This is a genomic window from Nocardia sp. NPDC050630, from assembly GCF_044457245.1.
Classification (GTDB): domain Bacteria; phylum Actinomycetota; class Actinomycetes; order Mycobacteriales; family Mycobacteriaceae; genus Nocardia.
In genome coordinates this window covers 196,347-210,047 of record NZ_JBITGN010000013.1, presented here as the reverse complement: position 1 = coordinate 210,047, position 13,701 = coordinate 196,347, and the positions used below count along the sequence as shown (strand labels likewise).

Below are 13,701 nucleotides of genomic sequence, written 5' to 3'. Positions count from 1 at the left end.
GCTTTGCAATGTCTTTACCCATGTATGGCAGCAGGCGTGGATTCGGTGGGTAACCACCCGCCGTCACCCAGGATTACGCGCCCCGGCGTTGAGACCCCCGACCGGCAACACCGACCGCCTGGCAGAGCGGCAGAAGCGTGGATCCGCTAGCCACAACTTCGACCAGTACTCCTCGTAGTTCGCTGCGGCCGCGCACCCCAGCAATCGCCGCGGTGAGCTGCTGGCTGTTGCTGCGGATCTCGGCGAGTTCTCGCTGAAGTTGCCGCCAGCATTCCTCGATGTCTGTAGTCACTGTGAGCGCAGACCTTTCCCGGTGGGAACCGAGTAGACCACGTCGCCGGGTTCGATTCGAGACGACACATCAGCGGAGAAGACCAGCGAGAACTTGCCCGGCGCGGTCTGGTGGAAGTCGAGCGCTTCCAGGACTCCGCGGTAGGTCGTTCCGTCCTTCTTGTGCAACTCGACCTGTTGGTCCACCGCGAAGTCCCCGACGGTCCGACCGACGACGAACGGATTCGATCTAAAACTCACCGGGAAGATGTCTTCCACATGGAATTCGCTCATTGCGCGCGACGATACAGATCGCGATGATGCAGGCCGGGCTGGCGGCACGCCGGGATGAGGACGAGATCGCGGCGAAGCGGGTCGGTCGTGACGATGCGATTGCACGGTTGTGTACGGGGTTGGCGTCTGCTGAAAGTTCCACTGCCGAGGCACAATTCGTATTGGAACTTGTCACCGGGGTCGAAGGAGCTCGCCCTTCCGCGTGTACCCGTCAGGATCTTCGCTGATCCACCACCGGTTCGGGGTGCTGGGCCGAACTCACCCCGACAATGACTGGTTGTGCTGATCGCTGCAACTGCTCTTCGGACTGCTGCTGCACCTCGTGAAAGTCCATTCGGAACGATCGTGCAGCCACGGAGCGAGCATGCTGTGGCAGCAGTGTCCCTATTCGAGCTTCCGCGACCAGGGCGTATGTCGATCGACGCGAGGGGACGGGACGTTGATGTCAACGTCGCGGGCGATGGACGGGTCGCGGCACCACTAGGGCGTGTTTCATAAGTGCTGAGGGGTGATCGCCGCCGTCGTGATTGCGGCTGAAAGTCGTTGCCGGGGTGGGTGTGTCGATGCCGTGAGATGGGTGAGGTCTCCGGTAGATGGGTTCAGCGACCAAGCAGAACCTGAATACCGGAGACCTCGTGGCCAGCGTAGCGGTGGCGGGGCGAGCGGATTTGACCGATGCCCAGTGGGCGCGGTTGGAGCCGTTGCTGCCTCGTGGCAAGAAGGCGGGTCGTCCGCCGAAGTGGAGCAAACGCCAGATCATCGACGGGATTCGGTGGCGCATTCGGGTGGGTGCGCCGTGGCGGGATGTGCCGGATCGGTATGGGCCCTGGCAGACGGTGTATGGGTTGTTCCGGCGGTGGCAGCGTGCGGGGAACTGGGCGTTGCTGCTGAAGTTGTTGCAGATACTGGCCGATGCGAATGGCGGTATCGGCTGGCAGGTGAGTGTGGACTCGACCATCATGCGGGCCCATCAGCATGCCGCTGGGGCTGTGCGCGATGGCAGCGCTCAGGCCGAGCCGCCGGGTGGGGTCGAGGTCGAGCCGGCCGATCACGCGCTCGGCCGGTCTCGGGGTGGATGGTCGACGAAGCTGCACCTGGCCTGTGAACAGGGTTTGGCTCCGTTGGCGGTCCTGATTACCGGTGGTCAGGCCGGTGACAGTCCGTACTTCACCGCGGTGCTGGATGCGGTCTGGGTACCGCGGCTCGGTGGTGGGCGGCCGCGTGTGCGCCCAGACCGAGTGTTGGCGGACAAGGCCTATTCCTCCCGCGCCAACCGCGCTTACCTGGCTCGACGCGGAATCCGGGCCACTATCGCGGTGCCGGGAGACCAGGTCGGTCACCGGCTCCGGCGCGGCGCGCGAGGTGGTCGGCCGCATGCGTTCGATGCCGAGATCTACCGTGACCGCAACGCGGTCGAGCGTGGCATCAACCAGCTCAAGCAAAACCGGGCGCTGGCAACCAGATACGACAAACTCGCCGTCCGCTTCCTGGCTACCGTCCACATCGCCGCCATCGACCTGTGGCTACGGTGACCCGACTTTCGAAACACGACCTAGCTGAGCTCACTTGCAGTCGGCTGCCAGTTGGTCCGAGGGCTCGCAGTGATCAGCGGCAAGGTGCCCTTGCAGGTGCTCAGTTCAGTGCGCCGAAATGTCGAGCGGATAGCGGGTTTCGAGGCGGGAACGATCTCGGTAGAAGAAGTTCAGCCGGCGAGGCTAGCCCTGGGGTGTGAATCCTGGCGCGGTTCAATTCGACCGATGTGTAATTGTACGTGGAGATCACTTCGCGCCACTGCTGTTCTAAGTACATGAAATTTGGCAGAAGACAGCTCGAACCCAAAGATGACTTGGCCGCAGCACTCCGCACTATTTCCGAGATCAACCGCACTATCGTGGCAGCCGACACAAAGGTCGGAATGTTGTTGACCGCCAACGGATTCGCTCTGACGGGGCTGATATCCGCCTCTCGTGCGCGGAAGACGGTAGCGGTCTACACGGTGGCGACCGCACTCGAGGTGGTCTTACTTGTGTGCATGGTGTACTTGGCAGCTACGCTGTGGCCCAGTCTGCGGGGCGCTGGGGCCGGGAACTGGTTCAGTTTCCCGACCTTCCCTTCCGAGATCGATCGGCGGCCTACAGAATCGGTGTTGGCCGATCACGCGTGGCGGCAAGCCGCGGTACTTGCGGGGATCGCCCGACGCAAGTATCGGCGGTTCGGGATCGCGTTGCGCTGGAGCGCGGTCAGCCTGGTCGTATTTCTGATCTGGTTCACCCTGTCATTGCTCAGCGAAAGATGACTGGAGGAAAGATCAGGCTGCGACTTTCGACCGAGAGCCGCAGCCGACCCAGTGCCGCGGAACCGAGACAACTCAATGGTCTTTGGATGTTCCTACCAGCTGAACCCAACTCTGCACCGGTGAAACACAGGGATTCGAACTACCTACGCAGGATCCGCTGTTCCACAACAGCACGCCGGCGACAACAACCACACCGGCGATCGGACGACTGAACCTGCCGAGTGCGCCGAGCAGCTGCAGTGCCTCGGACACGAACAGACGTATGCCGTCGGTAAGAGCAAATACGCCTTCACCGTAGCTGTACACCATCGGCCCCGGTACACGGCCGAACCGGCGGAGGAGCTTAGTGACAACCCATTCCGGCGCCAACAACAGCGCCGGTACCGTCGCGACCAGCTGCCGAGCCGGCTCGAAAAGTCTCTTGCTCAGCCAGGGAACCAATCGGCCGAGGATGGATACGAGCACGACGAAGAACACGATCATCAGGACCGCGAATTCGATAGTCTCCGCCCACAAGGCGGACAAGCCGAGGTCGAGCAGGAACTTGTCTGAGAGCGCTACCGCATCCCCGGCAATCGGAAAGTCGATCAACGGATTTCCCGCTGCGGAACGACTAGACATAGTCGTCGCCATCATCATCCGGGTCGTCGACTGCTTCGGCTTCCTCGAGAATGGACGACTTGGTCAACTCTCCGGCTGGCTCCGCGGATGGAACCCGCTGTGACGTTCGTTTCATGTGGTTCTCGAGGATCGCATTCGCGCCCGCCATAAGGGGCTCGGCATCTCTCTTGTTGTAGAGACGCTGGTCCAGTAGCGCGTTCACAATCCCCTGCGCTGTTTCCAAATCCATCTGCTTCTGGTTCATCAGCAACTGAATTACGTCGTTCACATCGTCACGGCTGGACGCCAGCCGGAGGGCGAGCATACCGAGGTCTCCAGCCTGCAGAGCGTCGGCGTAGTGGGCCATCCGTCTGCGTTCCAGGTTGAGCTGGCTCCGCAGCTCGAGCTCAGCGATCGAGTGCTCGAATTTCGAAGACTGCAGCGCCAGATCGTGTTCAGTCTCGTTCTCATCCCGCATCAGTCGCGCATTGCGCAGTTGGGCCTCGTGCTCGGCTAGCCGTCGTTCCTCTGCCCGCTCGTCGAAGGTCCGATGTTTGATGTGACTCAGGGTATCTGCCTCTGGCCTGAGCTTCGCTCTGCAGTCCAGCAGAGCTACCCCGCAGGGCAAATCGACTGGTCGGACTGCGAAATTGGTGTTGATATGTTTCTCGGCATCGATGAAGCGGTCGACCTCGAATTCCCGGCTCATTACCCGGAGCTCATGCTCGACGAACGGACGATAGATATCCTCGCCACTGATCACTTTGTCCCGCACTGCCTGCACCGGATTCGCTATCCGCCACGACAAGTCGGCATCGGCGAGGAAGTTGAAGACACCTTCTGCGGTGGGCAGCTCGAGTTTCACAGACGCGTGGTGCACCGAGACATCCACCCAATACACCCCGGTGGGCGGGCTATAGAAGATTTCGGATGCGGTGGGCCTCCGGTTGATCAGTAGAAGTTCGCCGCGGCTGTCCAGAGCTATGGTTGCCCAGTGCCCATCGGACACCGGACGGAACTTTCGCCAGGCCGCGCGGGTCATCTCCACGTAGTGGATCAGCGAGGTTGAATCGTTTGCGGTCATACCGTTTTTTCCTTCGAGTCGAGCGTTGTCAGCAACTCGTTCACGGCACGCCGCGGGCCATTGGGTTCTTCGGCCCACGCATGCAGGTAGTAGGGCAGGATCTCCGTGTCCTGAATGGCCTGCCCGAGACTGATCAGAAATCTCCCCAGTGGTCGACGCAGCTGCGGATCCTTCTCGGCGATCTCGACCCAGCGCTGGATTTCCTCGTAGGCTGCGGGCATATGAATCGGCGCTTCGATGAGGCGCGCGAAGAGGGTGATGATGTCGTCGCGGTGGTCGTCCGCCGCATCGGCCAGCCAGACCATCACCGGCCACTCTCGCATCCCCTGTGGTGTGTCGACGCCCTTGTACAGGCTCAAGTCCAGCACGCATCGGAAACCGGTGTCGCGCAAGCGAGGACGGTTAGATCCGGTCCATTTCCGGAGTTCGCTCAGGACCCGTCTGGTCAGCCCGGCCGACCAAAACAGCTGTACCAGACCGAAGGACGCAGCCTTTCGCAGCGGTGACTCGCTGCTGCGTGCCGCCCTTCGCAGCAATGTGATGGCACTGTCCGGCATCGCCTGACCAACTGTGCTGCCCAGTGCCTCGGCAGCGGCCACCCGACGGGGCAGAGGCTGGTCTCGTCGCAGCCATGCCGCGAGCATCCGTACGACAAGTGGCGCAAGCTCTGGCTGTAGGCAGGGGAACTGCAGCGCGCCGATCGCGGCCAGCCGGTCGTGCCTTTCGCCGCTGGTTGCCCACGGTTCGATCATCAGCTTCCGGGCGTGCTCGAACTCGAATGTGGAGAGCAGGCCCGCCGCAACCCCGGCGCGAGTGCACACGGTTAGGTTGGGGTTGCTGCCATAGTCTCGCAACCAGTCTCGGACTAGATGGTGCGCAGCGTGGTACTCCTGCCACACATACTCGAGAACTCGGCGGGGGTAGCTGTCGTCGGCGAATTTGACGGCCTGGACCGGGATTTGACCGTATGTGGTTTCCTCGGTGGACCGGTATGACTCCGCGTGCGACGCGCTGAGCAGTTGGGTGCTGCGCGAACCGAACACCGACCGCGAGTGTTTGTTTTCGTCGGGTTCCTCCTCGTGGGCGATGAGCTGGGCCAGCGCGCGGCCGGCATCGGACACGACATGCAGCGGCATACCGTTGAACACCGCCAGTGCGATCGCGAACGCGCGAGTCTCCACGTCCAGTTCATCGTCGAACCACTGCCGGAAACGGCCGTCGGCCGCTGCGGAGTGCCGGTTCACGACGTCGACGATGTCGATTCGGCCGGCGGACACATCGGCCAATTCGGCTGCCAGGAGAGCGAGGTCGCGGGTGGGCGGTCGGTTCTGTGCTACATCGGTCAGCAGTTGCCCCACCTCGGCGCGCTTGAGCAGGTCCGGCGGTCTGGTGGCGAGGTGCCAGCGCAAATGGCTGTGTACCAGCTGTGTCGCGTCGGCGGGTTCGCCGCCGTCGAGTAGAAATTGGTCGACGTCGGCCGAAATCTGAGCCGTGCTGTCCAGCACGACGATCATGCGGCAGCCGTACTCGGTCAGCATCTGGCTCAGCTGTTCGAGATGGAAAGTCCGCAGGTTGCTCGCCTGCTCCGCGCCGAACGATTCGAGCAGGTATCCGAATTTGGGAGTGAACTCGATCTCCAGCGATCGCAGCTGCACGTCGGGATTAAGTTTGTGTACACCGGCTGTGCACTCCTCGGCGAGCGCGCGGAGAGCCGCTGCTGTTCGACCCCAGCCCAGTGGTGCACGCAGCAGAAGCAGCGACTGGTCACGGAGCCTGCGTCGCATCTCCTCGAATACCTTCGGGGGGACGAAAGTGTTGTCGAGTTGCTCGAGCAGGACGGCGGGTACTGGTCCGCTGGGCACGATGCGGTGACCGGGGGCGCCGCCGAGGTTGTCCCGGCCCACGAGGGTGCCGACCGATGCGTCGCCGACAATGACGGTGTGAGCGGTGATCGACAGCCCCCGAGCACCGACCGACATCCCCCACAAGGAGTCGACCGCATTGGATAGCGCGTCGGCAGCGGTGCGGGACTCGTTCAGAAGGTCCTGGTCCGTGGCGTGTCCCCGATGCTCGGCATGGGCAGTGGGTGGGTCGGCACCATCAGCCGGTTGACCGCCCACGCGATCGTCTGCAGTGGTCGTCTCGGTGTTGGGCTCGCTCATACATGCCCGCCGATATTGTCGCGACCGATAATCGTGCGCGCTCGAACGCTGCCGAGGATCAGGTTGTTGGCTGTGACGGCATTGTTTTCGTCTGCCTGCGGGGTGGCGCCGCCACTCTTGGATCCGGCTGGAGCGGGATCGGATTCCGGAAGCGGCGGCTCTGGATAGCCCGGCACGCGGACCCAGATCCGGACGTCGCCGTTCTTCATGCTGATCACAGTGCTGCGATACTCGTTCGGCGTGACCGTGGCACGGTAGCTGTGGCGAACCACTCCCTGGTACACCACATCGGAGACCACGACCACGCCATGGGTACGTGGGGCGCGCTTCAGAACCTGTTTGACCGCTGGTGCTGCGTTCATCCGGAAGGTCGCGGTCAATGCATCGCTTGACCAGCCGTTGTCGTCCTTGCCGACGTAGCCCTCGTGGACTGCGATACGCACCCGCAACCAGTCCAGCGGACCGACCTGGTTGTTGTGCTTCTGAACACCGGCCAGCAGCGCCTCGACAATCTGGTCGAGCACATCGAGGACCGGAATGCCGAGCACCAACATGGCCCCGTCCCCTCGGTCTTCCTTGGCCACAACGACTTCGGGGTGTGGGATCGCCTCGTCGAGTGCCCGGTAGAGCGTCGATCGCATGGATTCGAGCTGCACGTTGCTCAGGGATTCTGAATCTTCTACATCCAGAACGAGAAGGGATCGGTGGGTGGGTTCGGTCATGGCTCCTCCGCGACGATGTGACTTCCGATATGTCTATCGGGGAAGACCGTCTCCGTCTGCGTCCAAATGCACACTGGGAAGACCTTCGGCAAGTTCCGCGAGTAGGTCAGGCTGCAGGAGTTCCACGCGGCGTCGGGCGGTCTTTACCGCGCCGAGTTCTCGTAGTCGCTTCAATGCCTTTGCCACCGCTTCCCGGGACGCCCCGGTCGCGTGTGCGAGCTCAGTTTGGGAAAGCGGCAAGGTGATGACCACTCGGTCGTCATCCGTCTGTCCATATCGACCGGCATAGTCGAGCAACAGGCGGGCGAGGCGTTCACTGACCGTGTACGCGCCGTAATCCAGGCGTTGTAAGTCGGCTTCGCGTAGCCGACTCACCACCATTCGTAACAGACTGAACGTGGCTTTGCCGTCGTTGATCAGTAGTGCACGAAATACCTTGCCCGGCACCACGATCGCTGTCACTGGTGACAACGCGGTGACGGTCGCGGATCGTGCTCTTCCGTCGATCGCTGAGAACTCGCCGAGCAAATCGCCAGGACCCCGGACGGCCAGCAGGACTTGTTTGCCGCTCGACGCCGACGAACTTACCTTCACCCGGCCGGCTTCGATCACAACCACGTGGTCGGACAATTCGCCCTCGCGCAACAGCAGGGATCCGGCAGGCCACTGGCGCCGTATGCCGGCATCGAGCATGGCTTTCCGGCTGAACTGGAGCGCCTCGTCGTATTCCAGTGTCTCCCCCTTGTGAGCAATCGCGTCTCACCGTGGCAATCTCCTTGAGCTTAATGAATCGGCTAGAATTCCGCTCCCGCTTTGCTCACACTGAAAGCCTTCGGGCACAACGGTTTAGCGGAAGAAGATGGTCGCGCTGGACCCGGCAAGCACTGAAGCCGCGCTCGAAGGCCAGCACGGTTTGGCTTCCGCGACCGGGGCGCGACATGCGATCTTCATGGACAACCGATGAAACCTATTGCAGCGAGGATATTTGGCGGTTCACGGCCCGTGCCCCGCCTACTGAGCTACGGCATCGAGTGGTGATCCATCGGTTTGGCGGGTGCGGATCGTTTCCGTAATTGCTTGGCGGTCGCGCGCTTTCATGCCGCCACGGAGCACGATGATGTCGTGGCAGCCTGCGTCGGTGAGGCGGTCGGTGATCGCTTCGAGGTGGTTGACCCAGGTGGTGAGTACCAGTATTTGTGCGCCGGCGTGGTGCGCGGTCTGGATGTCGGTAGTGATCTGCTGTAGGCGTGCTTCGTCGGTGACCAGCGCGCGATAGATTTCGGCCATTCCGCCCGGTTGGGACGGATTAGCGTCGCCGTTGTAGACGAATTGCGTCGGGTGAATCTCGAGCACGGGGTGGGGGTGCAGGCGTTTCACTGTTGGTCGGTAGTTGTCCTGCCGCGGGACTGTCGACAGTGTGGGTGCGCGAGCCGAGTTGGTGGTAGATCAGGTCGTTGAGCTGATCGCGCCGGTAGGGGGTGGCCGTGAGTCCGAGCCAGTATCGGGCGGGTATTTGGTTGAGGACTTCGGTGAAGGCGGATGCGGCGATGTGGTGGCATTCGTCGACGATGACGAATCCGTAGCCGTTGGTGAGTTCGGCTACGTTGGTGCGGCGTGCCAGGGTGGGGAGCAAGGCGATGTCGATGACGCCGGTGGTCTTTGATCGGCCGCCGCCGATTTGTCCACACTTGAATCCGAGATGGTCAGCGATCCGGGCCCGCCACTGGTCGGCCAGGGCTTTGCGGTCGACGAGGATCAATGTTGTGGTGGCCCGGGATGCGATTGCGGCGCAGGCGATGACGGTTTTACCGGTACCGGGTGGTGCGACAATTACACACGTGTCGTCGACTTCGATGTCGCCTACCGCGGCTCGCTGTTCGGGCCGCAATTCGGCCGAGCAATGCAACGACTGTGGGACGCCTTCGATCCGGTTGTCTTCGATGCGCAGTGTGCTGTCGGCGGATTCGACCAGTGTGGTGAGTAAGGGCAATAGTCCGCGGGGCAGGACGAGGTCGCCGTCGAGGGTTTCGTCGTAGCTGCGCAGGAAGCGTGGTGTGTCCCAGATGCTTCGGCGGGCGCGCTGGCGGATGTAGAACTCGGGGTTCGGGATGGACGCGGCGTGCTTGACCGCCGAGATCATGGCGGGGCCCAGATCAGCAGCGGTCAGTTGGAGCCTGGCTGCGAACGTTGCGCGCACCACGGCTGCCGGGCGTGGCATGATCCGTGAAGAGGTCGGCAGCTGCAGGCGCCGAACATCGTGTCCGACTTTTGGCTCGGGCAGTGTGTTGGCAAGTGCGGCAACTTGTTTCGGTGACAGTCGCGGAATGCTCGACAGGTAGGCCCACTGGTCCTCGAAAGGTTCGAGAGTGGCCGGATCCAGGAACAATGTGGTGCCGTGCTGGCGTCGGGTTCCATTTAATGGTGCGGCGATGAGATTGCCCATGCCGCGGCCGGTGTGCGTGTCCTGCGACGGGAACAGTCGGTCATAGCTGGACAGGTTCATGCTGCCGCGCAGCTGGATCGCCTCGGCGAGCAGGCCGGTGGCGATCCGTCGAGCCAGGGCAGCGGCGGTGGCCTGTGCGAAAAAGATCCACACATGCGCACCTCGGCCGGACTGTGACACCTCGAGCGCAGCGGGGATGTCCTTGGTGCGGGCTGCTTTGAGGTATGCCAAGGCGTCGAGCATCGCGGTGTCTTTGTCGAAGTCCGCGGCGACCCACCAGCAGGTGTCGTCGTCGCCCAGCGGATACAAGCCGATATGGTGCGCCCCGCGAAGATGGGCGGCAACGACCTCGTCGGTGATCGGCAGGTACGACGCCTCCGATCGTGACATGCCGGTGCGCCAACGTCCCCGGATCGCGGGCATCCAGCCCGATCGACCGTCCTGGCGGTTCTCCCAGCGAATCGCGTAAATATCGGGGCGGCAACGGAACAAGTCGAGGTAGAACCGGACCTTCGCTTCCGGAGCAGAACGCATGTCGACCGGGGTCGACAGGGCGGTCTGGTCCGGATCGGCTGCGCGGGCTTGGTTTTCGGTGAGGTCGAGCAACAGACGCAGGCGGGCGTTGTCGGCACGGAGGGACTCGAGCTCGCCGGGGAAGCGTTCCACGGCCATCCAGTGTGCCGTGCCATCGGTTCTGCCGCTGAGGGTGGTTATCCATTGTGGCTGCTCGTTCCGCCCACTGCGTGAGGTTGCGGACAGGCCTCATCGAACGACGCGATTGCTCCCGCAACCTCACCCGCCTCCGACCGCGATGGCAACTTCGGCCAACACGGATCGTGACTCCTCATCTGGTTCGGAGGACCGAGTCGTCCAGCCGGAGCACGCTACAGCATACTATTTTTACGTCCTCTCCTCTATTTACTTGCGTAAAATTCTCTATTTGCGTTACGGTGACCTCCCGACAAGAACAAGGAGTCTCGTGAGCGCAACCATCGAAGTGGACGATCAGACCTACAGATCCTTGGAGTTCGCGGCACGCATGAGCGGCAGCACGGCGGGTGATGTTGTAGCCAAACTGGTGGCTGCTGCAAGCATTCCTAACCCCACGACGAGCGAGGAGGCAGAGAAAACCAAGACGACGATCAAGGTCTCGGTCTACGCCGACTACGAGGGTCACCGTACGCACGGCTCCTACGACCGCGACACCAGCCGGATCGACATCACATCGGGACCGCTCGCCGGACGGAGCTTCAAGACACCAACCGGCGCGGCCGGGGCCGTGGTGGCGCACTACAAGCCGACCGTCAGCCCCAACCGCAACGGGTGGTCCTTCTGGACATTGGACGATGGGTCGGGCAATTCTCTTCAGAGCATCCGGCACTCAACATGAATGCGGCTGCGAAAGAGCACCTCTATGCCGACACCGTGGTCGTCGACACACGGCTGGCCCGGCAAGCCATCCGAACTCAGCCGTGCTTCACCGCCAACCTCGGTGAGATCGTCCGCCTCAGTGATGTCTCGACCGAATCCGATGTCGGGTAGGTGCACCGTATAGGCTACATGCGCATGACATTTGCATGTACTCTGTAGATATGGTCGTTGCGATTCAAATCAAGGACGTGCCCGAGGAAGTGCGGGACGCTATCGCCGCACGTGCCGCGGCCCGCGGTCAGTCCACTCAGGTGTACCTACGTGCCCTGCTGGAACGCGAGTTGCGTGCCGAGCGGAACAAGCATCTGCTCGAGACTTTGACAGGGCACCGCAGCCTCGGTATGGGCGCCGAGGATGTCGTCGAGGAGATTCGTGGCGGCCGCGAGGACGACGAGTGATCGTCGTCGACGCGAACGTCATGGTTATGGCCTTGTCGAGCCCTGCGACTCAGGGCAATACCGCGCGAGCGGCGATGCTCGCCGACGACGACTGGATCGCTCCCGCGCACATGCCATTGGAGGTGCTGCGCACCCTCCGCAAAGCCGTGCTCGGCAATCGCTTGACCGCCAATGACGCCGATGCCGCGTTCCGAGCGCTCGCCGCTATGCAGATCGTCTACGTAGGAACCGATGTCTCTCTGTTACATACGGTCTGGGCGATGCGCCACAACGTCTCGGTATACGACGCGGCCTACCTGGCGGTCGCTGTCCTACACGACGCTCCGCTCATAACTTTCGATGCCCGGCTCGCCAAGGCCGCCGAACAGACCAAACCAGACATCCGCGTCACGTTGCTCTGATTCGGGCTGGGTACCAATGACGCGAAGCCCCTCGCGTCCGGTGTATCGACTTGCTCGAGCGCATTTGTCCCCACCGAAGAGCACATATCTCGATTGGCTTCGATTTTTGACGACACCGACAACATCTCCGCGTCCGAGACGAACGAAAATCACTGGGCAGCACTGATTGGCGCGTCGACCGCAACAGCCACCCCCAAGATTGCCACCAAGCGCCCAGATGAAGGCGATGTCGAATGGTGATGGGCGCGTGGGCAACTGGGGGTCGTGGCAGGGTGGCGGCGGCATACACGGTCGAGCGGTGCGACGAATCGTAGGGTCTCGTGGTCGAGGGCAACTACCCGATCTTCAACGCCGAGTACAGGTCACCTGCGATCGACTCGATCGAGGCCTACGAAATGTAGGCAGCTGACCCGAACGCAAAGACGCCCCGACCAAGTATCCGGGTCGGGGCGCTTTGTCATTTCAGACTCGCACTGGGGTCACGGATTGCAACCGCCCATCTGCTGCATCGACCAGGACGCGATGATGTGGGACAGTGCCCCGAATCCGGCGCCGATCAGAGCGCCGGGTATTGCGCCGATAATGAATATCGGGAGTCCGGCGAGCGCGCCGAGCACAGCGCCGATCCCGGCACGCAGTTCGATCGTGTCGCCCGGCATCATGCAAATCCCGATTGGCTCGGCTGGTGTGGGCGCGTTCGGTTCGACCGCGACAGCAACCGGTTCTGGTACCGGCGCCTGCGGTGTGGCCGAGGCGGGTGATGCGAGGCTGATAGTGAGAGCGAACGCCAGAACAGCACCGGCGAATGTCGTGACGGCCGCGATGAGTTGATGTCTCAATTTTTCCCCTGCTGATGAGTGCCGCGACCGGATCGGCGCGGTGGGCTGCTCTTCCCTGACAGGAGTCCTCGCGTGCTGAACCATCCTGGCAGCGGAAGCTTTTTGCGGCAACGGGCTCCGCATTTTGCGGTCGATCACGATGGGCCGGTCACCGGTTGTTCTTCGTCATCGTCAGCACGACCGCCGAGTTCGACGCGACGGCAGTGCCCACGCCGGGCTCTACCGATTTCACGGTCCAGTTCGACGGCATTATCACCATCTCAACGCCGGGTGTTGCTGACCCGTAGGTGACGTTGGTGAACCCGGCTCTCTTCAGTTCGTCGGCTGCGACCGCGCCGTTCTTGCCGACCACGTTCGGGATAGTGAGGTCGGCGGCCGGCGCCACTGTAGTTGTGGCTGTGGCGAATGCGGTGACCGCTGGTGCGGCGGTTGCGATGGGTGCCGCTCGTTGGGTAGTGGTGGTTCCAGCGGTGTCCTTCGAAGTACCGCCGACCGCGCTACCGATGAGGCCCAACACCAGCAACCCACCAACAACCGCGGCGATCCACACCCACACCGGCGTCGACTTCTTTTTCAGCGGTATCGGAGGACGTGGCGGTTGACCGTACGGCGGATGCGGCGGCTGCTGGTAGCTCATGTTTCTCCCCTGCGATGTGTGGTGACGCGCCCGGATTGGGTCTCATAGGCGGCTCTCCCCCGACAGGAGTCGTCGCGTGCTCGATCATCCTGACAGGGGAAATGTTTAACAGCAGCAGATTCCG

At 62.4% G+C, this 13,701-nt stretch carries 16 protein-coding genes; 6 read left to right on the top strand and 10 right to left on the bottom strand.

Annotated elements, in window-relative coordinates; all coding sequences use genetic code 11:
- Positions 1-288 precede the first annotated feature (288 nt).
- Positions 289-564, bottom strand: a complete 276-nt coding sequence (locus tag ACIBG0_RS28885; RefSeq protein ID WP_397036549.1) for a hypothetical protein — start codon at positions 562-564, stop codon at positions 289-291.
- 593 nt (positions 565-1,157) lie between these two features.
- On the opposite strand from ACIBG0_RS28885, the gene ACIBG0_RS28880 reads away from it, so the two are divergent.
- Positions 1,158-2,096 (top strand): IS5 family transposase, encoded by a 939-nt coding sequence (locus tag ACIBG0_RS28880; RefSeq protein WP_397036548.1) that lies wholly within the window; start codon positions 1,158-1,160, stop codon positions 2,094-2,096.
- Between the two features lie 359 nt (positions 2,097-2,455).
- Positions 2,456-2,860 (top strand): Pycsar system effector family protein, encoded by a 405-nt coding sequence (locus ACIBG0_RS28875; protein WP_397036547.1) that lies wholly within the window; start codon positions 2,456-2,458, stop codon positions 2,858-2,860.
- Between the two features lie 72 nt (positions 2,861-2,932).
- On the opposite strand, the gene ACIBG0_RS28870 is transcribed toward ACIBG0_RS28875, so the two are convergent.
- From ACIBG0_RS28870 to ACIBG0_RS28840, 7 genes are all read right to left on the bottom strand, one after another.
- A complete protein-coding gene (locus ACIBG0_RS28870; protein WP_397036546.1) occupies positions 2,933-3,499 on the bottom strand; it encodes a hypothetical protein in 567 nt (188 codons plus the stop codon).
- The gene (locus tag ACIBG0_RS28865) at positions 3,474-4,502 is read right to left on the bottom strand and encodes a hypothetical protein (protein ID WP_397036544.1); all 1,029 of its coding nucleotides are present in this window, start codon (positions 4,500-4,502) and stop codon (positions 3,474-3,476) included. The genes ACIBG0_RS28870 and ACIBG0_RS28865 overlap by 26 nt, the downstream gene beginning before the upstream one ends.
- A gap of 38 nt (positions 4,503-4,540) precedes the next feature.
- Positions 4,541-6,706: a hypothetical protein gene (locus ACIBG0_RS28860; RefSeq protein ID WP_397036542.1), complete on the bottom strand. Its 2,166-nt coding sequence runs from the start codon at positions 6,704-6,706 to the stop codon at positions 4,541-4,543.
- Positions 6,703-7,428 (bottom strand): hypothetical protein, encoded by a 726-nt coding sequence (locus tag ACIBG0_RS28855; protein WP_397036541.1) that lies wholly within the window; start codon positions 7,426-7,428, stop codon positions 6,703-6,705. Before ACIBG0_RS28855 ends, ACIBG0_RS28860 begins: the two co-directional genes overlap by 4 nt.
- A 33-nt stretch (positions 7,429-7,461) precedes the next feature.
- Complete coding sequence (locus ACIBG0_RS28850; RefSeq protein ID WP_397036539.1) at positions 7,462-8,121, bottom strand: Crp/Fnr family transcriptional regulator; 660 nt, start codon at positions 8,119-8,121, stop codon at positions 7,462-7,464.
- Positions 8,122-8,439: 318 nt separating this feature from the next.
- Positions 8,440-8,781 carry a hypothetical protein gene (locus ACIBG0_RS28845; protein ID WP_397036537.1) on the bottom strand — a complete coding sequence of 114 codons (342 nt, stop codon included), beginning with the start codon at positions 8,779-8,781 and terminating at the stop codon, positions 8,440-8,442.
- Positions 8,735-10,543 carry a TOTE conflict system archaeo-eukaryotic primase domain-containing protein gene (locus tag ACIBG0_RS28840; RefSeq protein ID WP_397036536.1) on the bottom strand — a complete coding sequence of 603 codons (1,809 nt, stop codon included), beginning with the start codon at positions 10,541-10,543 and terminating at the stop codon, positions 8,735-8,737. Before ACIBG0_RS28840 ends, ACIBG0_RS28845 begins: the two co-directional genes overlap by 47 nt.
- A gap of 307 nt (positions 10,544-10,850) precedes the next feature.
- Here ACIBG0_RS28840 and ACIBG0_RS28835 point away from each other — a divergent pair, with 307 nt between their 5' ends.
- The 4 genes from ACIBG0_RS28835 to ACIBG0_RS28820 are packed head-to-tail and all read left to right on the top strand — an operon-like array spanning position 10,851 to position 12,101.
- Positions 10,851-11,261, top strand: coding sequence for a hypothetical protein (locus ACIBG0_RS28835; RefSeq protein ID WP_397036534.1), 411 nt, complete (start codon positions 10,851-10,853; stop codon positions 11,259-11,261).
- Positions 11,258-11,413, top strand: coding sequence for a hypothetical protein (locus ACIBG0_RS28830; protein ID WP_397036532.1), 156 nt, complete (start codon positions 11,258-11,260; stop codon positions 11,411-11,413). Before ACIBG0_RS28835 ends, ACIBG0_RS28830 begins: the two co-directional genes overlap by 4 nt.
- 50 nt (positions 11,414-11,463) lie before the next feature.
- Positions 11,464-11,700: a FitA-like ribbon-helix-helix domain-containing protein gene (locus tag ACIBG0_RS28825; protein ID WP_397036530.1), complete on the top strand. Its 237-nt coding sequence runs from the start codon at positions 11,464-11,466 to the stop codon at positions 11,698-11,700.
- Positions 11,697-12,101 carry a type II toxin-antitoxin system VapC family toxin gene (locus tag ACIBG0_RS28820; RefSeq protein ID WP_397036528.1) on the top strand — a complete coding sequence of 135 codons (405 nt, stop codon included), beginning with the start codon at positions 11,697-11,699 and terminating at the stop codon, positions 12,099-12,101. The genes ACIBG0_RS28825 and ACIBG0_RS28820 overlap by 4 nt, the downstream gene beginning before the upstream one ends.
- 479 nt (positions 12,102-12,580) lie before the next feature.
- On the opposite strand, the gene ACIBG0_RS28815 is transcribed toward ACIBG0_RS28820, so the two are convergent.
- Positions 12,581-12,763, bottom strand: a complete 183-nt coding sequence (locus ACIBG0_RS28815; protein ID WP_397036526.1) for a hypothetical protein — start codon at positions 12,761-12,763, stop codon at positions 12,581-12,583.
- Between the two features lie 325 nt (positions 12,764-13,088).
- Complete coding sequence (locus ACIBG0_RS28810; protein ID WP_397036525.1) at positions 13,089-13,577, bottom strand: PASTA domain-containing protein; 489 nt, start codon at positions 13,575-13,577, stop codon at positions 13,089-13,091.
- Positions 13,578-13,701: the final 124 nt, after the last annotated feature.